The following is a 17858-nucleotide window of genomic DNA, read 5'->3' as shown; positions in this document are numbered from 1 at the left end:
GGTCATCCCTGTCTCTCAGTCCGTTATTCGGTCGGTTCGGGCGTCTCGCCCAAGGCGATCATCATCTCGGACAGGCGACGACGCAAGGCCTCGGTCAGGCCGTCCTTGTCCTGGATCTGGCGGATCAGGGTGATCGCATCCTCGGGGCGCCCGGCACCGATCAGGGCCACGGCCTTCTGTTCCAGCGCCAGCAGCTCGAACGGTGCACCGGCGCGCGACAGGCGGGTCAGGATGGCGTCGCGTTCGGCCGCATCCATCTGTGCGCCCTGTGCCATCACCAGCTTCAGCTGCGCCAGCTCTCCCAGCACGCTGTCGGGCTGGGCATCGGCCACGCCCTGCAGCGCCTGTGCGCGGGCATCGGGATCGGTCTGCGCGCCCGCGGCCAGCAGCCCGGTCAGCGCCTGCCGCCCGGCCGAGCCGCGCGGATCGACGGCCAGAACGGCGGCGGGGTCGTTCTGGGCCTCGGCCGCCAGGATCGCATCGCCCCAGGCCTGCGCCGCGGCGCGGTCCTGGGCGGCGCTGTATTCGCGCCAAGCGGTAAATCCGACCACCGCCACGATCACCAGGACCACGATCCAGCCGTAACGGCGCATCGCCCCGTACAGGCGGTCGCGCCGCAGCTCTTCGGTGACTTCGTCGATGAAGGTGTCGCTCTGGTTGGCCATGCCCGCCCTGCCGATCTGTCCTGTGTTCCCGTGGTCTTATACCGCGATGGGCGGAAATGCCAATGCCGGCGCGGGCGCCACGCAAAAGGCCCGCCACAGGGGGCGGGCCTTTCGATCGATGCGTCAGACCTCACATGCGCGAGGCGACGTTCTCCCAGTTCACCAGCTTGTCCAGGAAGTTCTCCAGGTACTTGGGGCGCGCGTTGCGGAAGTCGATGTAGTAGCTGTGCTCCCACACGTCGCAGCCCAGCAGCGCCGTCTGACCGGTGCACAGCGGGTTCACGCCGTTCTCGGTCTTGGTGATCTCCAGCCTGCCGTCGGCATTCTTGACCAGCCAGACCCAGCCCGACCCGAACTGGCCGACGCCGGCCTCGGCGAACTTCTTCTTGAACTCCTCGACGGAACCGAAGCTGTCCTTGATCGCGGCTTCAAGGTTGGCGGGCATCGGGCCGGGGTTCGGGCCCATCATCTCCCAGAACTGGGCGTGGTTCCAATGCTGGCTGGCATTGTTGAAGATGCCGTTCTGCGCCACGGCGCCCTTCTGATAGGTGCCCTTGACGATATCCTCCAGCGACTTGCCTTCCCACTCGGTCCCGGCCACCAGCTCGTTCAACTTGGTGACATAGGCGTTGTGGTGCTTGTCGTGGTGATACTCCAGCGTCTCGCGCGACATGCCGCCGGCTTCCAGGGCATCGTGCGAATAGGGAAGATCGGGAAGGGTGAAGGCCATTTTGCGGTCCTTTCGAAAGGGTTGGTTCGGCTCGGCGCGAACGGTCGCGCATTCGGGGGACCAACGCAAGGGGTGGACCGGGGTTCCGATCCCCCCTTGCGCCAAGGTGGTCAGCGCGGCGCCAGCTGGCTGCCCGGCATGGCCGCATTGGTCAGGATCAGCGACAGGTAGTCCGCTGTCGAGCGAAAGCCGATCACGCGGAACCCGCCGTCCACCCGCCAGAAGGCTGCGGCGGTCTGCGCCATGCGCGTGCGGCGCAAGACGCCTGACGGCAAGGCCGCGGCATCGACCGGGGCGAGTTTCGCGATCACGTCCGCGGCATGGGGGCCCATCACGTCAAAGACCGCACGGGCATCCGACACGTCGGCCACCAGCCCGTGTTCACCCGTCAGCGCCTGCGTCAGGTCCGACAGCGCGGCGGAAAGGTCCGATGCGGGCAGGATCAGCAACAGCTCGTCCGGCGACATCCACGCCATGGTGCGGCTGCCGTCGGTCACGGTGCCGGTCGCGTCGGGGATGGCCAGGCCCGCGGCCTCGGCCAGGGCGTCGCCCGCGCGGTCCAGATCGGCCCGGATGGTGATCATGCCCAGGCCCGCGACGGGGGTGATGGTAGCCAGCGCTTCAGCCATTCTGACGGCTTCCTTCCTTGTCGTAGAAGACCGGATCGACGATCCGCGCCTGCATCACCGCACCGTCCGGCATCGGGAAATCCAGGACCTGCCCCATGCGGGCCGGACCGTGGCGGACCAGGCCCATCGCGATGGGCTTGTCCAGCGTCGGCGAGTGATAGCTGGAGGTGATGCGCCCCTGGGTCTTGCGCTGGCCGTTGCCGTTCGTGCCGTCCGCCACCGCATAGGCGCCGTCGGGTATGACCTTGCCGGACAGGCTCTCCAGCCCCACCAGCTTCCAGCGGGTGCCGTCGGTCATGTGGCTGCGGCGTTGGGCGCGCTTGCCGATATAGTCGGCCTTCTTTTTGGATATCGCCCAGTCCAGCCCCAGATCCTGGGGGATGATGGTGCCGTCGGTCTCGTCCCCGATCATGATGAAGCCCTTTTCGGCGCGCATCACGTGCATGGCCTCGGTCCCGTATGGGGTGATGCCCAGATCGCGGCCGACCTCGTGCAGACGCTCCCACAGCTCCAGCCCGCGATTGGCGGGCACCGCGATCTCATAGCTGAGCTCACCCGAGAAGCTGATGCGGAAGATGCGGGCGGGGATGCCCGCGATGTCGCCTTCGGCCCATTGCATGAAGGGCAGCGCCTCGGCCGACAGATCGATGCTGCCCGGCAGGCGTTCCAGCAGGGCGCGGGCCTTGGGTCCGGCCACGGCGATCTGGGCGAACTGTTCGGTCAGGTTGGCGGTATAGACCTTCCAGTCCCACCATTCGCATTGCAGCCAGTCCTCCATGTGCCCATGGATGCGGTCCGCGCCGCCGGTGGTGGTGTGGCACAGCCAGGTGTCGTCGGACAGGCGCGCCACGACGCCGTCATCCATCAGGAAGCCGTTCTCGTTGCACATCAGGCCATAGCGGCATTTGCCGACCGGCAGGGTGGACATCATGTTGGTGTACAGCATGTCCAGGAACCGCCCCGCATCGGGCCCCTTGACGATGATCTTGCCCAGGGTCGAGGCGTCCAGCGTGCCGACGCCGGCCCGCACCGCCAGGATCTCGCGGTTGACGGCGGCGTGGCGATCCTCGGTCGCGCGGGGATAGGCATAGGGGCGGCGCCAGTGGCCCACCGGCTCCCAGCTGGCGCCGTTGCGGTCGTGCCATGCGTGGATCGGCGTCTTGCGCAGCGGCTGGAAGGCCTCGTCCTTGGCCTCGGCCGCGATGGTGGCCAGGGTCAGCGGCGTGTAGGGCGGACGGAACGTGGTGGTGCCGGTCGCCTGGATGGGCTGGTTCAGCGCGTTGGACAGCACCGCCAAGCCGTTGATGTTGGACAGCTTACCCTGGTCGGTCGCCATGCCAAGCGTGGTATAGCGCTTGGTGTGCTCCACGCTGGCATAGCCCTCCTGGGCGGCCAGTTCGACATCGGTGACCTTCACGTCGTTCTGGAAATCCAGCCACATCTTGGCGCGCAGCTTGTAGGGCGCGCGGGCGGGCATGACCCAGACAGGCATGGTCACACCCGCAGGGCTTTCCAGATCGCCGGCGCAGTGCAGATCACCATTGGCGGCCCCCACGACGGTCACGTTGCCCTGCCCGTCCGCACCCAGGGGCGGGCGGTCGGGGTCGGGGCGGAACATCGATTGCGCCTCGTCCCAGGTCAGCTTGCCGCCGCAATGCGAATAGAGATGCACGACCGGCGACCAGCCGCCCGACATGGCCACCACGTCACAATCGACGGTCTGGCGCGGCGCGCCGTCGCCTTGGTGGTCACACAGCACCACTCCCTCGACATGCTTGCCCCCCTTGACCTTGGCGACGGCCGTGCCGGTCAGGACGGTGATGCCCGCGGCCCGCGCGGCCTGGGGCAGCGCCCCGTCGGCGGTGGGACGGGCATCGATGATGGCCGGCACCTCCAGCCCCGCGGCATGGGCCGTCAGGGCGGTGCGATAGGCGTCGTCGTTGTTCGTGACCACGACGATGCGCCGCCCCGGTGCCACGGCGTAATCGGTGATGAAGTCGCGGACGGCGCTGGCCAGCATCACGCCCGGCACGTCGTTGCAGGCAAAGGACAAGGGACGCTCCAGCGCGCCGGTCGCAGCGATCACCCGGCCCGCCCGGATGCGCCACAGGCGCTGGCGGGGAATGCCCTGGTTCGGGTCGTGATCGGCCAGCGATTCCCGCGCGATCAGATAGCCGTGGTCGTAAAGGCCGGTGGCCATGGTGTTGCTGCGCAGGGTGACGGTGTCACGGCCTTGCAGGTCGGCCAGCAGCGCGTCGATGGCGGCCTGTCCGCCGTCGTGGTCGGTGGGCGTGCGCCCGCCCCAATGGGCGCCCTGTTCCAGGACCAGGACCGTGCCGCCCGCCAGTGCCGCGTCGCGTGCAGCGGTCAGGCCCGCGATGCCGCCGCCGACCACGACCGTATCGGCAAAGCCGTAGGCCTGTTCATAGCGGTCCGGATCGGGGTCGGTCGGTGCCCGGCCCAGGCCCGCGCTGCGGCGGATGATCGGTTCGAACAGGTGCTTCCAGAAGGGGCGCGGATGGATGAAGGTCTTGTAGTAGAAGCCCGCCGGAAAGACAGGCGACAGCCAATTGTTCACCGCGCCCACATCGGCATCCAGGCTGGGCCAGCAGTTCTGGCTGCGCGTGACCATGCCGTGGGTCAGGGGCGTGGTGGTGGTGCGCTGGTTCGGTTCGAACCGGCCGCCCTGGCCCAGGCCCAGCAGCGCGTTCGGCTCCTCGGCGCCCGAGGCCAGGGGACCGCGTGGGCGGTGATACTTGAAGGACCGGCCCATCAGCATCTGGCCGTTGGCCAGAAGCGCCGAGGCGATGGTGTCGCCGGTCAGCCCGCGCAGGTGGCGGCCGTCAAAGCGGAACGGCACCTGCCAGGCACGGTCGATGCGGCGGCCACCGGCGGGCAGTCGGAAGGGGGGCGTGTGGGTCATTCGGCGATGCCTTCGGCGGGGGTCCAGTCGGGTGTCCAGTCGGGGCGGACCTTGCGGATCGCCTCCACGATCTGGGCAGGGGGATGGGGCGTCTGCGCCCTGTAGGTTCCGAACACCTGCAGCGTGGCGGTGCAGCGCGCGGCCAGGAACCACTTTCCGCAGCCATAGGCATGGCGCCAGCGTTCGAAATGCACGCCCTTGGCGTTCTTGCGCGCGAACAGGTAGCTTTCGAACTCCTCGTCGGTGCCGTTCGGGCCGATGCGGGCCAGGTGCGCCTCTCCGCCGGGATGCAGTTCGGTTTCCTCGGCGTTCACACCGCAATAGGGACAGGTCAGGATCAGCATCGGGCTTCCTTGGGGTGCGAGAGTTGCGGATGCGAAAAGGCACCGCAGCGGCGCAAGCCGGCGGTGCCGTCTGTCCGACATGCCGTCGGACGCAGGCCGGGGGCTGACCGCCCCCGGACCCCCGTGGTCGCGCGGGACGACCGGGCCGTCCCGCGCGTCAGGGCATCAGTTGGCCGGAGCCGGGGTTGCCGGTTCGGCAGGGGCGTCGACGGCCGCGGGGCTGTCGGTCTCGACAGAGACGGCAGGGGCGTCGGCCGCAGGTTCGGCCGCCGGCGTGTCGACGCTGATGTTGGTCGTGTCGCCTTCGACCGGGTCGGTCGTGGCAACGCCGGTCGGTTCGCCTGACATGAAGAAGAACAGCAGTGCAACGACGACGACGATGCCGCCGACGATGAAGTAGAGGCCATTGTTGTTGCGGTCAGCCATGATGAACCCTTTCGGTCGGACCTGTCATGGCAAGGCAATTCGCGGATGGCGTCCGGGGTTCCGTCGCGGGAAAACATCGGCGCGCCCTCGCCTAATGCGCGACGCCGGCGGCGACCGATTCGTCGATGAACCGGCCTTCGCGGAAGCGGTTCAACCCGAAATCGGCGGCCAGCGGACCCGGCGTTCCCTTGGCGACCAGCTCGGCCATCGCCCAGCCGGAACCGGGGATCGCCTTGAACCCGCCGGTGCCCCACCCGCAGTTCACGAAGATGCCGCCCACCGGGGTCGACGACAGGATCGGGGACCGGTCGCCGGTCATGTCGACGATGCCGCCCCATTGGCGCAGCATCTTCAGGCGGCTGATCATCGGGAAGGTCTCGATCAGGGCGCGGACGGTTTCCTCGACATGCTGCCAGGAGCCGCGCTGTGTAAAGTTGTTGAACCCGTCGGTGCCGCCGCCGATCACCATCTCTCCCTTGTCGGACTGCGACATGTAGCCGTGGACGGTGTTTGCCATCACGACCACATCCATGCAGGGCTTGATCGGTTCGCTGACAAGCGCCTGCAGCGCGACGCTTTCGATGGGCAGGCGGAACCCGGCCATGGCCGCCAGCTGGCTGGAATGGCCCGCGACCACGATCGCCAGCTTGTCGCAGCCGATGCGCCCCTTGGAGGTGTTGACGGCGCGGACCTGCCCGCCCTCGGTCTCGACCCCCGTCACCTCGCAGTTCTGGATGATGTGCATGCCCATGTCGGAACAGGCCCGCGCATAGCCCCAGGCCACCGCGTCATGGCGCGCCGTGCCCCCGCGGGCCTGATAAAGGCCGCCCAGCACCGGATAGCGCGGCCCGTCCAGATTGATGATCGGCACCTTGGCCTTCAGCTGCTGGGGGTCCAGCCATTCGGTCTGAACGCCCTGCAGGTTGTTGGCATAGACGGTGCGCTTGTAGCCGCGGATCTCGTGCTCGGTCTGGGCCAGCATGATCAGCCCGCGCGGGCTGAACATGATGTTGTAGTTCAGGTCCTGGGACAGGGTCTCGTACAGGCTGCGCGACTTTTCATAGATCGCCGCCGACGGGTCCTGCAGATAGTTCGATCGGATGATGGTCGTGTTGCGACCCGTGTTGCCGCCGCCCAGCCAGCCCTTCTCGATCACCGCGACGTCGGTGATGCCGAAGTTCTTGCCCAGGTAATAGGCCGTCGCCAACCCGTGCCCGCCCGCACCGACCACGATCACCTTGTAGCGCGATTTCGGTTCCGGGCTGGCCCAGGCCCGCGTCCAGCCCTTGTGCTGACGCAGCGCCTCGCGGGCGATGGCAAAGACGGAATAGCGTCGGGCGCGGGGGGCTTCGGGCATGGTGCCTCTCAGGAAACGGGTTGCCTGCACCATGGCTGCGGCGGGCCCGACCCTCAAGGCGGCTTGCGGCAGATCGCGGCGAAATGCGACATGCGACATTCGGACAGCCCTGTCGCAGCGCGCTTTCGGTCCGCCGCCATCCGCGCTAGGAACGGGGCCAACCGGAGGTGACGCATGTTCTGGATCCTGGCTGCCGCCCTGACGGCCATCACGGCCCTTGCCATCCTGTCGCCCCTGCGGCGGGGCCGCGAGGGTGCCGCCCCTGCCGCGGCCTACGACCTGCGCGTCTATCGCGACCAGCTGGCCGAGGTCGAACGCGACCTGGACCGCGGCGTGATCGGCCCCGACGACGCGCAGCGCCTGCGCGCCGAGATCGGGCGCAAGGTGCTGGACGCCGACCGTCGCGCCGCGCTGTCGGCCCCTGCCGCGCGCGGCGGACGCGCGCTGTGGCCCGCGGTCGCGCTGGTCGCGATGCTGGCCGGTGCCGTGGCGCTGTATCTGCGCGAGGGCGTTCCGGGCGCCCCCGACATGCCGCTGGCCGAACGCTTTGCCGCCGCCGACGCCGCCTATCGCGACCGCCCCAGCCAGGCCGAGGCCGAGGCGGCGGCCCCCGGCCGTCCCGCGCCCGACCTGTCGCAGGCCGATCCCGAATACCTGGCGATGATCGACCAGCTGCGCGACGCCGTCGGGCGCAACCCGGACGACCAGCAGGGTCTGGCGCTGCTGGCCAGCAACGAGATGCGCCTCGGCAACCTGGCCGCCGCCCGCGCGGCCCAGCAGCGGCTGGTCGACCTTCGCGGCGATCAGGCCGATGCCGTCCAGCTGATGCAGCTGGCCACGCTGATGGTCGATGCCGCAGGCGGCGTCGTCACCCCCGAGGCCGAGGCCGTCCTGCGGCGCGCCCTGACGCTGGACCCCACGCAGCCGCAGGCCCGCTATCTGCAGGGCGTCCTGCTGATCCAGAACGGCCGCCCCGATCGGGCCTTTCCGCTGTGGCGCGGCCTGCTGGACGAGGGCCCCGAGGGTGCGCCCTGGATCGCCCCGATCCGCGCCGCGATCCAGGATCTGGCGTGGCTGGCGGGCGATGACGAATACCGCGCGCCGGCACCCCCCGCAACGGACCTGCCCGGCCCCGATGCCGACGCCCTGGCCGCGGCCGAGGACCTGTCCCCCGAGGATCGTGCCCGCATGATCCAGGACATGGTCGACCGCCTGCAGCAGCGCCTGGCGACGGAGGGCGGCTCTCCCGAGGAATGGGCGCGGCTGATCGCGGCGCTGGCGATGCTGGACCAGCGCGACCAGGCGACCGCGATCCTGACCGAGGCCCGCCAGCGTTTCGGCGGCGCCCCCGACGCCCTGGCCCCGATCGAACGGGCCGCGACCGAAGCGGGGCTGGACGGATGATCCACGAGGACATGACCGATTTCGCCGCCGCCCTGCCCCGCTTCGGCGCGCTGGCCGGGCTGGACCTGGGCACCAAGACCATCGGCGTCGCCGTCAGCGACGGCATGCGGGGCGTGGCGTCCCCCATCACCACGATCCGCCGGACCAAGTTCACCCAGGATGCGCAGGCGCTGCTGACACTGATCGCGGACCGGGGGCTGGCCGGACTGGTCCTGGGCCTGCCGCGCAACATGGACGGCTCCGAAGGGCCGCGCGCCCAAGCCACCCGCGCCTTCGCGCGCAACATGACCCGGCTGACCGACCTGCCCATCGCCTACTGGGACGAACGCCTCTCCACGGTCGCCGCCGAACGCGCCCTCCTTGAGGGCGACACCTCGCGCAAGCGCCGGGCCGAGGTCATCGACCAGGTCGCCGCGGGCTACATCCTGCAGGGCGCCCTCGACCGCCTGCGCCACATCGCGACCCATGGATAAGGGCGCGACCGCCGCGCGTCAGCGCGGCCATGGGCCAAGCGGCAGCGTCCGGGCCGGGCTCCGCACGGCCCGTCCCCCGCGACCCGAACGATGCTCCGCGCATCAGAAAGACAGCCGCTGATGATCGAAAGCCCCTGCATCAAGCTGTGCCGCATCGACGCGGACCGCAACCTGTGCCTCGGCTGCCACCGAACCCTGGCCGAGATCGCGGCTTGGGGCCGCATGACCCCCGATGCCCGCGCCCGCGTCATGGCCGTGCTGCCCGCGCGTCAGGACGCCTCGGACATGCCCCGCCGCGGGTCATAGGCGTTCTCGCGCCGCCATTCCTCGAAGAACGCCGCCAGCTTGGCGTCCACCTTGGCCGGCATGGCGATGCGCAGCTCGACATGCTGATCGCCGCCGTTCACGCCGCGCCCCCGCAGCCGCAGCCGCTGCCCCGAGTTCGCGCCCCGCGGGATGGTCAGGTTGACGGGCCCGTCGATGGTCGGGGCCGCGACCTTGCCGCCCAGCACCGCCTCGTCCAGGCTGATCGGCAGGATCAGGTGGATGTCGTCGCCGTCGCGCGTGAACTGGGGATGCTCGGCGACCCGAACCTCAAGATAGGCGTCGCCGGGCTCTCCCCGGCCGATGCCGGGTTCGCCCTTGCCGCGCAGGCGGATCACCTGGCCGTCGCGCACGCCCTTGGGGATGGTGACCTCCAGCGTGCCGCCCTGCGGCAGGGTGATGCGGTTGCGCCCGCCGCGGACCGCGGTCAGGAAATCCACCTGCAGCGCCAGCCGCAGGTCCTGGCCGCGCATGTCGGACGCGCGCCCGCCGCCGAACCCGCCAAAGCCCCCGAACCCGCCAAAACCGCCGCCGCCCCGCGGAGAGGCGCGCTGTCCGAACAGGTCGGCAAAGACATCCGACAGGTCCGGATCGCCGCCATGGCCGGGCGCGTCACCGAACGGGTTGCCGCCCGCCCCCGGGCGACCCTGCCAGCGGGATGCCTGTTCCTGGCCCTGGGCATTGATCTCGCCCGCGTCAAAGCGGCGGCGCTGGTCGGCATCCTTCAGCAGGTCATAGGCCGCCGAGGCCGCCGCGAACCGCTTGGCGGCGGCCGGATCCTGGTTCAGGTCCGGGTGATCGGTCTTCGCGATGCGCCGATAGGCCTTCTTGATCTCATCGGCACTGGCGCTTCGCGACACGCCGAGTGCTGCATAGGGATCGCCTGCCATGCCTGGTCCTTCGTGTTCATCCGTCCTGTCGGTAAGATAGAGACGGTCGGGTTCACATCAATAGGGCAGCGGGTGGGCGCGGTGCAGGCGCTCGATCCCGCGACGCAGCTCGTCGGGCAGATCCCGGTCCAGACCCGCGATCAGATGGCGCAGCTGATCCATCGTCGTGGCACCGATGATCGGCACCACCTTGAAGGGCCGCGTCAGCTGCCAGGCGATGACCATATGCACCACGTCCCAGCCATGCTCCACCGCCAGGCGGCCATAGGCCTCTGCCGCGGCCACCCCGCGGTCGGTCTTTCGCCCACCCAGGTTGCCCTGCCCGCCGGTAGCCTTGTCGACCGCCGCGCGGCTGCCCTCGGGCATCGCGCCCGAGGCGTATTTTCCGGTCAGCAGACCCGCCGCCAGCGGCGAATAGGACAGCAGCGTGACGTCCTCGTTCACCGCGACCTCGGCCAGATCGGTGTCGTAGAGACGATAAAGCGGCGAATACTCGTTCTGGATCGCGGCCATCCGCGGCCCGCCGATCTCATCGGCCACGTCGCACCACCGCGTCAGGCCCCAGGCCGATTCGTTCGACAGGCCCACGGCGCGGATCTTGCCCGCATCGACCGCATCCGACAGCGCGCCCAGCACGTCGCGCATATGCGCCAGCGTCTGCGCCTTGTCCTGGCCCGACGGATCGAAGGCCCAGTTCTGCCGGAACCCATAGGATCCGCGCACCGGCCAGTGCAGCTGATAGAGGTCGATCCGGTCCGTCTGCAGCCGGCGCAGCGAGGCGTCGATGCAGGCCGTGACCGTCGCCCCGTCGAACGGCGCCCCGTCGCGGACCATCTGGCTGGGTCCGGTGATCTTGGTCGCGATCTCGACCCGGTCGCGGTTGCCGGTCCGCGCCAGCCAGCGCCCGATGATCTCCTCGGACAGGCCGACCGTCTCGCGGCGGACGGGGTTCACGGGATACATCTCGGCGCAGTCCATGAAGGTCATCGCGACCTCCAGGGCGGCATCCATCTGCGCATGGGCCTCCGCCTCGGCGGTCTGGTTGCCGAAGGTCATCGTCCCCAGGCAGATCCGGCTGACCTCGACCGCGCTGCCGCCCAGTTTCACACGTTCCATCGGACCACTTCCCTGTTTGCGATTTCGGGCGCAGGCTAGCGATCCCCCCGCCGGGCGCAAGCCCGCGTCGGACATGAAAAAAAGGACACCCCCGAAGGGGCGTCCTGACATGACTGAAATGAGGCCATAGCGCCCGCTAACCGTCCCGACAGGCACGACGTGCGCAAGACATCGCATAAGAGCAAATGACCCCGCGGGACTATAGCCCCGTAAGGCTATGTTGCCCCGCTGCAACGACAGTCAGGAAAGCCCCCCTTGCCGTACCCGCCGGCTGCTCTTAAATGGGCGAACAAATCTGTTCACCCCGTATCGTTTTCGCTGTTCCAGGTGTCTTCCGGATGTCCGTGCACGCCCTTGCCCAGATCGACGATGCCCTGTCGGTGCTGGCACCCCGCGGCTTCACCCTGGGGTTGCATATCCGCTATTCGCGCCCGGTCAGGCGCGTGTCGACCTATCCCTCGCAGTGGATCCAGACCTATACCCGCTGCAATCTGGGCGTCGGCGACCCGATGGTCATGTGGTGCGTCCTGAACGAGGGCCAGATCCGGTGGAGCGCCCTGACCCGCCTGCTGCCCGATCCGCTGAATGTGATGGGCCAGGCGCGCGATCACGGCCTGACCTACGGCGCGGCGCTGTCCTACGGCCCGGCCGAATCGCGGTCCTATATCGGCGCGTCCCATGGCGAGCGCGAGTTCACGGATGCCGAGATCGCCAGCATGGCCGACCTGCTGAAACGCGCGCATGACATGGTCGACCGCACCGCCTCGCTGCGCCCGATCCTGGTCGACGCGCTGGAGGCGATCGCCTGCGGCATGACCTATGACCAGGCCTGCGAGGCGCTTGGCATCTCGCGCACCGCGCTGCGCTATCGACTGCGCATGGCGCGCACCGCCCTGGGGGTCGAGGACAATCCCCATGCGATCCGCAAGGCCATCGATGCGGGGCTGCTGAACGGGATCAGCGTGTCCGGGCTCAGCAAGGGGCTGCCCACCGGGCCCGACCAGGACTAGGCCGACTTGCGCCGGCGCCATTTCAGCCGCTTGGGCCAGTGCCAGCGACGGATCAGGCCCTTGCGCTTGCCCAAAGGCTCAAAGATCTTGTCGGGCCCCTCGGGGTCCAGGATCTCGTTCTCGGCCAACCAGGCCTCGAAGCCGCTCAGCTCGGGGATCTCGTAGGGGATCAGGGTGCGGCCCTGCCCCTGCGTGCCGCGATTGGCATCGATCATCGCGATCAGGCTGCCATGTTCCTTGATGCCCTGCGTGACCTGATCGGGCGTCATCGCCAGATGTTCCGCCAGCAGGTCGTCGCGCAGCGCGGTGATCGTGGCGCGCGTCGCCTCGGCGCCCGGACGTTCGGCGGCCAGCATCACGTCGCATTCCGTGTCCAGCCGCATCGAGCGGTTGTTGAAGTTCGACGACCCGACCCGCAGATAGGTGTCGTCGACGATCGTCACCTTGGCATGGACATAGATCTCGGCACCCGCATCCGTCACCGGGTGATAGATGCGCAGCCGGTCGCGATGGTCCAGCTTGCGCAGCGCCTCGACCAGCTGGGCGCGGGCGGTGTCCATCGCCATCGGCTCCAGCCAGCCCTGGGCGCTGACCGGGTTGATGATGACGATCTCGGGGGGATCGTCCTCGGCCAGGCGCTTGGCGATGGCCTGGGCGATGCGGCGGGACGCGAAATACTGACTTTCGGCATAGATGACCCGTTTCGCCCGCGCGATCAGGTCCAGATACATCTGCTCGACCTCGTAGGCCGGCTGGACGTCGGGAATGTCCGGACGGGTCCGCGCGATGGCCAGCGCCACGTCGCGGAACGTGGGCTTGATCGCGTCGGGCCAGCATCCCGACGCGTCGCTGACCGCCGACAGCTCCTCGCCGCAGGCGATGCGCCAGCGGTCGCGGGCCAGATCGCCCATCGCCCGCGCGGCGGGTCCGTCAAAGGCGCTGGTCGCGTCGTGCCAAGGCTTCATCAGCTTGCCGCTGGCGCTGGTGCGGCGCGGATCGTCGTCCTTGTGTTCGCGTGTGTCCCACCGGCCCTCGGTCATGTCGATGCCGCCGCAGAAAGCCAGGCAGTCGTCGATGACAACGATCTTGTGGTGATGCGAACTGGCCAGCGGATGCTTGCCGTCCAGGCGCAGCGTGATGCGCGGATGCATCTTCCAGCGCAGGATCGTCAACAACGTGCTGCCCCGGAACATCGCCTTGAAGGCACCGGTGTCCCATCGCAGCAGGCGCACGTGCAGCGTGGGGCGGCGGCGGGCCAACCACATCACGAAATCGCCAAGGGCCGGGGGGCCGCCGTCCGCGGCGTCGCCCAGATGGATGCGGGCGTCAAAGTCCCAACCGATCATCAGGATCGAGTGGCGCGCTTGCAGCATGGCCTGGCGCACGGCACGGAAATATTCGTCGGCATCGGCGATGAACGCGAACCGCCCCGATTGTTCGACCCGCCAGCAGTTCCATCCCGGACGGGCCAGCCGATCACTCGAAGCATCCATGTTGTCCCGCCGTCCCTTTTGCTGCTGCCCCGCCATGCGGCGCGTCAGCGCAACACGAAGGGCGACCTTCGGTTCCATTAAGGAAGTGTTTGCCGCACGATCAAGGTCGACCGCGCGGCAGCGATCCGACCCTAGCCGAACAGCGCGTTGCAGATCAACAGCATGGCCAGCGACGATCCCCAGGCCAGCGTGGTCGGCACCGACCACAGCAGCATCTGGTGCTTGGCCTGCTTGACGCCCAGCATCCGGTTGATGACCCAGAAGTAGCTGTCGTTGAAATAGCCGAAGACCATCGACCCGATGGCCGCGGCCTGGGCGGCAAAGACCATGTTCACGTCCGGCATGTTCATCAGGATCGGCGCCGAGATCGACGCGCCCGTGATCATCGCGACCGTGCCCGAACCCTGGATCAGGCGCACCAGAGAGCTGATCACGAAGGGGATCAGCACCGCCGGGATGGCAAGACCGGCCACCGCCTGGCCGATCACGTCGCCCGCGCCCGAATCGCGCAGGACCGAACCCAGGGCCCCGCCCGCACCGGTCACCAGCAGGATGATGCCCGCGCTTTCGACGCCCTGCTCCATGTAGCCCAGCACCTCGTCGCGCGGACGGCCGGGCAGCAGGGTATAGATCGACACCAGAAGGCCGATGGCCACCGCGATCACCGGGTTGCCGAAGAAGGACATCGCCTGCACCAGCAGGTTCGTCTCCAGCGCCGGGTCGCCCGAGGTGCGCACGACCGCCGTGGCAATGGTGTTCAGGAAGATCAGCACGATCGGCAGCAGCAGCGGCAGCACCGACAGGCCCAGGGACGGCAGGACCTTCTGGCGGTCGTCCACGGCCTCCTCGAACTGACGATAGGCGGCCGAGAGGTCCTCGCCGGTGTCGGTCTGGATCATCCGCTCGATCCGGGGGCCCATGGCGCGGGCATAGAAGACGATGACCGCCATGCCGGGGATCGTGAAGACGATGCCCCACAGGATCATCAGCCCCAGATCGACGCCATAGATGCCCGCGACGCCCAGGGGGCCGGGGGTCGGCGGCACGGCATGGTGGGTCAGCATCAGACCGCCCGCCAGCGCGATGCCAAGCGTCAGCACCGACTTGCCCGACGACCGCGCCAGCGCCTTGACCAGCGGCGACAGGATCACGAAGGCGCTGTCGCAGAAGATCGGGATTGACACGATATAGCCCGTCAGGACCATCGCCCAGTCCTCGCGCTTCTTCCCGACCCACCGGATCAGCGAATAGGCCATCTGCTCGGCCGCGCCCGACACCTCCAGGATGCGGCCCATCATCACGCCGAAGCCGATGACCAGGCCGATGGTGGACAGCGTGCGGCCGAAACCGGTGGTGATCGAATTGATCACCTCGGCGGGCATCATGCCGCCGATCAGGCCCGACACGGACGCGGCGATGACCAGCGCGATGATTGCGTGGACCTTGGTCTTCACGACCAGGAAGATCAGCAGGAAGATGGCAAAGCCAAGTCCTGCGATCAGCTGGAACTCCATTCCGGGTTCAGCCATGGGTTACTCCTCCACTGCGCCCGGCATGGGGCGCCTCCAGTTGAAAACGCTCAGCGATCCGCCAGAAACTGCGTCAGGATCGCGTCGAAATCGGTATCCGCGTCAAAGCCCAAGGCGCGCGCGCGGGTCACGTCGAAGGCGCCGGGCCAGCTGCAGACGATGGCCTCGATGCGCGCATCGCGGGTCAGGGCCACGCGGGCGCGGGCCTCGACGCCCACCAGCCGCTCCAGGCTGTCCAGCATCTGGGCCGGGGTCGCGGTGATGCCCGGCAGGTCCATGACGCGGTTGATGCCCAGATCGGCGGCGGGGATGCGGCCCGCGCGGACCAGGTTCGTGACCGCCACGCCCGGAGAGCTGATCCACAGCCGCGTGTCCAGCGGCACCGGGCATTCCGACGCCTGCCCCGCAACCGGTTCGCGGATGATCCCCGACACAAAGCTGGAGGCCGCCGAATTGGGCGCGCCGGGGCGCACGCAGATCGTGGGCAGGCGCACGGTCAGCCCGTCGACGAAGCCCTTGCGGCTGTATTCGCTGACCAGCAGTTCGCCGATGGCCTTGCCGCAGCCGTATGAGGACTGGGGCATGAGGGCCATGGTCGGCGGCACGATCTGCGGCATCTCTCCGCCAAAGACGGCCAGCGAGCTGGTGAAGACGAAGCGCGGCGCGCGGTCCAGCTTGCGGCAGGCCTCCAGCAGCAGGCGCGTGGCGTCGACGTTGATGTGCAGGCCGGTGTCGAAATCCTCCTCGGACTGGCCCGACAGCACGGCAGCCAGGTGATAGACGGTGTCCGCGCCCCCGGACAGCGCGCGGGCCACGGCGTCCGCGTCGTCGATGGAACCGACCAGGCTCTCCACCCGCGCGTCATCGACCGGGCAGGCCACCCGGTCCAGCGACACGATGCGTTCCGCGCCGTCCTTCAGCAGGGCCGCGATCAGGCGCGCGCCCAGAAAACCGGCGCCGCCGGTCACAACGATGGTCATAGGCTCTCTCCCTTCAGGTCGGGGGCCAGGATCACCTGCACCCCCATCTCGCGCAGGGCGTCCGCCGCGCCTGCGTCGATGCCCGCATCGGTCACGACCGTGTCGAAGACCGAGACGGGCAGGATGTTCATCGCCGCCACCGCGCCGTATTTCGTCGAATCCGACACCAGCACGGCGCGCCGCGCGCGATCGACCGCGACGCGCTTGACCGGGCCCTTGGCCTCGGAGGGCGAACTGAGCCCCGCCACCGTCCAGGACGAGGTCGAGATGAAGGCGATGTCATAGTTGAACCGCGCCAGCGCCTCGGACGCCGCACCGCCCACGCAGGACTGGTTCGCGCGTTCCACCAGCCCGCCGCTGTGATAAAGCGTGCAGTCCGAATGCGTGGACAGCCAGGCGCAGATGACGAAGTCGTTCGTGACCACCGTCAGTCCCCGCCGCCCGGCGATCTGGCGCGCCAATTCCAGCAGCGTCGTGCCCGCGTCCAGATAGATCACCATGCCGTCGCGGACCAGATCGGCCGCCGCCTGCCCCACCGCGCGCTTGGCCCCGGTGTTCATCGCGGCCTTCTGCAGATGCGGCAGCTCCTGCGCCAGACGGCGCGACAGGCGCACGCCGCCGGTGACCGAGGAGACGCGGCCCGCCTCCTCCAGTGCCTGGATGTCGCGGCGCACGGTCATGTGCGACACGCCCATGCGCTCGACCAGGTCGGCGATGCTGACGATGTCGCGTTCGGCCAGGCAGGACAGGATGAACTGCTGGCGTTCGGCCGGGATCATGACACCGCGCGCAGATAGGGCGCGGCCCAGCCCAGACCGTCCTCGGTCCGGCCGCGCGGGTTGTATTCGCAGCCCATCGGCCCGTCAAAGCCGGTCCGATCGAAGGCCGCGAAGATCTCGGCATAGTTCAGCTCGCCCGTGTCGGGTTCGTGGCGGTCAGGGACGCCCGCGATCTGGACATGGCCATAGGCGCCCTTCAGCCGCTCGATCCGGCGGATGATGTCGCCGTCCATGATCTGCGTGTGATAGACGTCGAACTGCAGCAGCACGTTGCGGCGGTCCAGGCCTTCGATCAGGGCCAGCGTCGGGTCCTGATGGGCGATGAAATAGCCCGGCACGTCGCGGCTGTTCAACGGCTCGATGCTGATGAAGAGGCCCGCCCCGGCGGCCATGTCGGCGGCCTCGCGCAGGTTCTCGGTCCAGACCGCCTCGCAGGCGGCGCGGTCGGGCTCATCGGCGGTGATGCCCGACATCACGTGGATGCGCGGGCAGCCCAGGCCCGTGGCATAGGTGATCGCCTGCTCCACGCTGGCGCGGAACTCGGCGCGCTTGCCCGGACGCGCGGCAAAGCCCTTCTCTCCCGCCGCCCAATCGCCCGCGGGCGCGTTGATCAGCGACAGGCGCAGGCCGTTGCGGTCCAGCCGGGTCTTCACCACCTCGATGGGGTGGTCATAGGGGAACAGGAACTCGACGGTGTCGAAGCCCGCGGCCCCCGCCCGGTCGAACCGGTCCAGAAAGGGCGCGTCGGTGAACAGCATCGAGAGGTTCGCGGCAATGCGGGTCATG

Annotated in this window: 18 protein-coding genes; 4 read left to right on the top strand and 14 right to left on the bottom strand. The window is 68.8% G+C overall.

The window, feature by feature from the left end:
- Positions 1-23: 23 nt before the first annotated feature.
- The 7 genes from LZ686_RS13165 to LZ686_RS13135 all read right to left on the bottom strand — a co-directional run bounded on the left by LZ686_RS13165 (position 24) and on the right by LZ686_RS13135 (position 7074).
- Positions 24-665 (bottom strand): tetratricopeptide repeat protein, encoded by a 642-nt coding sequence (locus LZ686_RS13165; protein WP_349548089.1) that lies wholly within the window; start codon positions 663-665, stop codon positions 24-26.
- Between the two features lie 130 nt (positions 666-795).
- Positions 796-1395, bottom strand: a complete 600-nt coding sequence (locus tag LZ686_RS13160) for a superoxide dismutase (protein ID WP_349548088.1) — start codon at positions 1393-1395, stop codon at positions 796-798.
- A 110-nt stretch (positions 1396-1505) separates the two neighbouring features.
- Complete coding sequence (locus tag LZ686_RS13155; RefSeq protein ID WP_349548087.1) at positions 1506-2024, bottom strand: sarcosine oxidase subunit gamma; 519 nt, start codon at positions 2022-2024, stop codon at positions 1506-1508.
- Complete coding sequence (locus tag LZ686_RS13150; protein WP_349548086.1) at positions 2017-4947, bottom strand: sarcosine oxidase subunit alpha family protein; 2931 nt, start codon at positions 4945-4947, stop codon at positions 2017-2019. The genes LZ686_RS13155 and LZ686_RS13150 overlap by 8 nt, the downstream gene beginning before the upstream one ends.
- Positions 4944-5291, bottom strand: a complete 348-nt coding sequence (locus LZ686_RS13145) for a sarcosine oxidase subunit delta (RefSeq protein ID WP_046001297.1) — start codon at positions 5289-5291, stop codon at positions 4944-4946. The genes LZ686_RS13150 and LZ686_RS13145 overlap by 4 nt, the downstream gene beginning before the upstream one ends.
- A 165-nt stretch (positions 5292-5456) precedes the next feature.
- Positions 5457-5717, bottom strand: a complete 261-nt coding sequence (locus LZ686_RS13140) for a hypothetical protein (RefSeq protein WP_046001296.1) — start codon at positions 5715-5717, stop codon at positions 5457-5459.
- A gap of 91 nt (positions 5718-5808) precedes the next feature.
- Positions 5809-7074, bottom strand: a complete 1266-nt coding sequence (locus LZ686_RS13135; RefSeq protein ID WP_084693896.1) for a sarcosine oxidase subunit beta family protein — start codon at positions 7072-7074, stop codon at positions 5809-5811.
- A 174-nt stretch (positions 7075-7248) separates the two neighbouring features.
- Here LZ686_RS13135 and ccmI point away from each other — a divergent pair, with 174 nt between their 5' ends.
- From ccmI to LZ686_RS13120, 3 genes are all read left to right on the top strand, one after another.
- The gene (gene ccmI / locus LZ686_RS13130) at positions 7249-8478 is read left to right on the top strand and encodes a c-type cytochrome biogenesis protein CcmI (RefSeq protein ID WP_349548085.1); all 1230 of its coding nucleotides are present in this window, start codon (positions 7249-7251) and stop codon (positions 8476-8478) included.
- On the top strand, positions 8475-8951 hold the full coding sequence (ruvX, locus tag LZ686_RS13125; protein WP_045983362.1) for a Holliday junction resolvase RuvX: 477 nt from the start codon (positions 8475-8477) through the stop codon (positions 8949-8951). The genes ccmI and ruvX overlap by 4 nt, the downstream gene beginning before the upstream one ends.
- A 120-nt stretch (positions 8952-9071) precedes the next feature.
- Entirely contained in the window at positions 9072-9257 is a 186-nt protein-coding gene (locus LZ686_RS13120; RefSeq protein ID WP_045983361.1) for a DUF1289 domain-containing protein, read from the top strand.
- Here LZ686_RS13120 and LZ686_RS13115 read toward each other — a convergent pair.
- Positions 9221-10165 carry a DnaJ C-terminal domain-containing protein gene (locus LZ686_RS13115; protein WP_349548084.1) on the bottom strand — a complete coding sequence of 315 codons (945 nt, stop codon included), beginning with the start codon at positions 10163-10165 and terminating at the stop codon, positions 9221-9223. The two genes, LZ686_RS13120 and LZ686_RS13115, sit on opposite strands and share 37 nt — an antisense overlap.
- Before the next feature lie 57 nt (positions 10166-10222).
- Complete coding sequence (locus LZ686_RS13110) at positions 10223-11281, bottom strand: aldo/keto reductase (RefSeq protein ID WP_349548083.1); 1059 nt, start codon at positions 11279-11281, stop codon at positions 10223-10225.
- A gap of 338 nt (positions 11282-11619) precedes the next feature.
- Between LZ686_RS13110 and LZ686_RS13105 the strand changes: the two genes are divergently transcribed.
- Positions 11620-12291 carry a helix-turn-helix transcriptional regulator gene (locus LZ686_RS13105; RefSeq protein WP_045983358.1) on the top strand — a complete coding sequence of 224 codons (672 nt, stop codon included), beginning with the start codon at positions 11620-11622 and terminating at the stop codon, positions 12289-12291.
- Here LZ686_RS13105 and LZ686_RS13100 read toward each other — a convergent pair.
- The 5 genes from LZ686_RS13100 to otnI form a co-directional block, all read right to left on the bottom strand.
- Positions 12288-13784, bottom strand: coding sequence for a phospholipase D-like domain-containing protein (locus LZ686_RS13100; protein WP_045983364.1), 1497 nt, complete (start codon positions 13782-13784; stop codon positions 12288-12290). The two genes, LZ686_RS13105 and LZ686_RS13100, sit on opposite strands and share 4 nt — an antisense overlap.
- A gap of 131 nt (positions 13785-13915) precedes the next feature.
- The gene (locus LZ686_RS13095; protein WP_198143191.1) at positions 13916-15313 is read right to left on the bottom strand and encodes a GntP family permease; all 1398 of its coding nucleotides are present in this window, start codon (positions 15311-15313) and stop codon (positions 13916-13918) included.
- Between the two features lie 50 nt (positions 15314-15363).
- The gene (gene denD / locus LZ686_RS13090; protein ID WP_349548082.1) at positions 15364-16293 is read right to left on the bottom strand and encodes a D-erythronate dehydrogenase; all 930 of its coding nucleotides are present in this window, start codon (positions 16291-16293) and stop codon (positions 15364-15366) included.
- The gene (locus LZ686_RS13085) at positions 16290-17072 is read right to left on the bottom strand and encodes a DeoR family transcriptional regulator (RefSeq protein WP_349548081.1); all 783 of its coding nucleotides are present in this window, start codon (positions 17070-17072) and stop codon (positions 16290-16292) included. Before LZ686_RS13085 ends, denD begins: the two co-directional genes overlap by 4 nt.
- Positions 17069-17857: a 2-oxo-tetronate isomerase gene (otnI, locus tag LZ686_RS13080; protein ID WP_349548080.1), complete on the bottom strand. Its 789-nt coding sequence runs from the start codon at positions 17855-17857 to the stop codon at positions 17069-17071. Before otnI ends, LZ686_RS13085 begins: the two co-directional genes overlap by 4 nt.
- Position 17858: the final 1 nt, after the last annotated feature.

The organism is Paracoccus sp. NFXS7 (assembly GCF_040148865.1).
GTDB classification, from domain to species: domain Bacteria; phylum Pseudomonadota; class Alphaproteobacteria; order Rhodobacterales; family Rhodobacteraceae; genus Paracoccus; species Paracoccus marcusii.
This window is presented reverse-complemented; position numbering and strand designations above follow the sequence as displayed.

Coding starts and splice junctions, on each gene's coding strand:
- LZ686_RS13105 (WP_045983358.1), top strand. CDS start 11,620: ATGTCCGTGCACGCCCTTGCCCAGATCGACGATGCCCTGTCGGTGCTG.
- LZ686_RS13155 (WP_349548087.1), bottom strand. CDS start 2,024: ATGGCTGAAGCGCTGGCTACCATCACCCCCGTCGCGGGCCTGGGCATG.
- LZ686_RS13100 (WP_045983364.1), bottom strand. CDS start 13,784: ATGGATGCTTCGAGTGATCGGCTGGCCCGTCCGGGATGGAACTGCTGG.
- LZ686_RS13140 (WP_046001296.1), bottom strand. CDS start 5,717: ATGGCTGACCGCAACAACAATGGCCTCTACTTCATCGTCGGCGGCATC.
- ccmI (WP_349548085.1), top strand. CDS start 7,249: ATGTTCTGGATCCTGGCTGCCGCCCTGACGGCCATCACGGCCCTTGCC.
- otnI (WP_349548080.1), bottom strand. CDS start 17,857: ATGACCCGCATTGCCGCGAACCTCTCGATGCTGTTCACCGACGCGCCC.
- LZ686_RS13135 (WP_084693896.1), bottom strand. CDS start 7,074: ATGCCCGAAGCCCCCCGCGCCCGACGCTATTCCGTCTTTGCCATCGCC.
- LZ686_RS13160 (WP_349548088.1), bottom strand. CDS start 1,395: ATGGCCTTCACCCTTCCCGATCTTCCCTATTCGCACGATGCCCTGGAA.
- LZ686_RS13165 (WP_349548089.1), bottom strand. CDS start 665: ATGGCCAACCAGAGCGACACCTTCATCGACGAAGTCACCGAAGAGCTG.
- LZ686_RS13085 (WP_349548081.1), bottom strand. CDS start 17,072: ATGATCCCGGCCGAACGCCAGCAGTTCATCCTGTCCTGCCTGGCCGAA.
- denD (WP_349548082.1), bottom strand. CDS start 16,293: ATGACCATCGTTGTGACCGGCGGCGCCGGTTTTCTGGGCGCGCGCCTG.
- LZ686_RS13145 (WP_046001297.1), bottom strand. CDS start 5,291: ATGCTGATCCTGACCTGTCCCTATTGCGGTGTGAACGCCGAGGAAACC.
- LZ686_RS13095 (WP_198143191.1), bottom strand. CDS start 15,313: ATGGCTGAACCCGGAATGGAGTTCCAGCTGATCGCAGGACTTGGCTTT.
- LZ686_RS13115 (WP_349548084.1), bottom strand. CDS start 10,165: ATGGCAGGCGATCCCTATGCAGCACTCGGCGTGTCGCGAAGCGCCAGT.
- LZ686_RS13110 (WP_349548083.1), bottom strand. CDS start 11,281: ATGGAACGTGTGAAACTGGGCGGCAGCGCGGTCGAGGTCAGCCGGATC.
- LZ686_RS13120 (WP_045983361.1), top strand. CDS start 9,072: ATGATCGAAAGCCCCTGCATCAAGCTGTGCCGCATCGACGCGGACCGC.
- ruvX (WP_045983362.1), top strand. CDS start 8,475: ATGATCCACGAGGACATGACCGATTTCGCCGCCGCCCTGCCCCGCTTC.
- LZ686_RS13150 (WP_349548086.1), bottom strand. CDS start 4,947: ATGACCCACACGCCCCCCTTCCGACTGCCCGCCGGTGGCCGCCGCATC.